This is a genomic window from Arthrobacter sp. Y3223151 (genome assembly GCF_059091125.1).
The window spans coordinates 1-239 of record NZ_JBNHGI010000035.1 but is presented as its reverse complement, the minus strand read 5'-3'; the positions used below and the strand labels follow the sequence as shown (position 1 = coordinate 239).

Annotated in this window: 1 protein-coding gene; it reads left to right on the top strand. The window is 74.5% G+C overall.

Annotation, left to right across the window (positions count from 1 at the left end):
* The coding region (locus AC5RUP_RS17235) for a hypothetical protein (RefSeq protein WP_494158795.1) at positions 1 to 239 on the top strand (239 nt) is incomplete at both ends.

Sequence of the window (239 nt, the reverse complement as noted above, 5' to 3'; positions counted from 1 at the left end):
AGTATCGTCTGCCGGCAGCGGTTCGAGGCGGGACCCCGGACCGGCCGCGGCACCGGTCGGTTCTGCCGCGGTTCGCGCGGCGGCTGCCGCCCTCGAGGGCATCGACCTGTGCGCGCCGGACCGGGAGTTGATAGAGGAGCTCACGGCGTTGGAGGGTTTGAAGGCTGCCGCCGCGGCCGCGCAGGCCAGGGTGCAGGTCGCGTTGGAGGACTCGGTGCGTGCCCGCCGTGTCGCCGCCG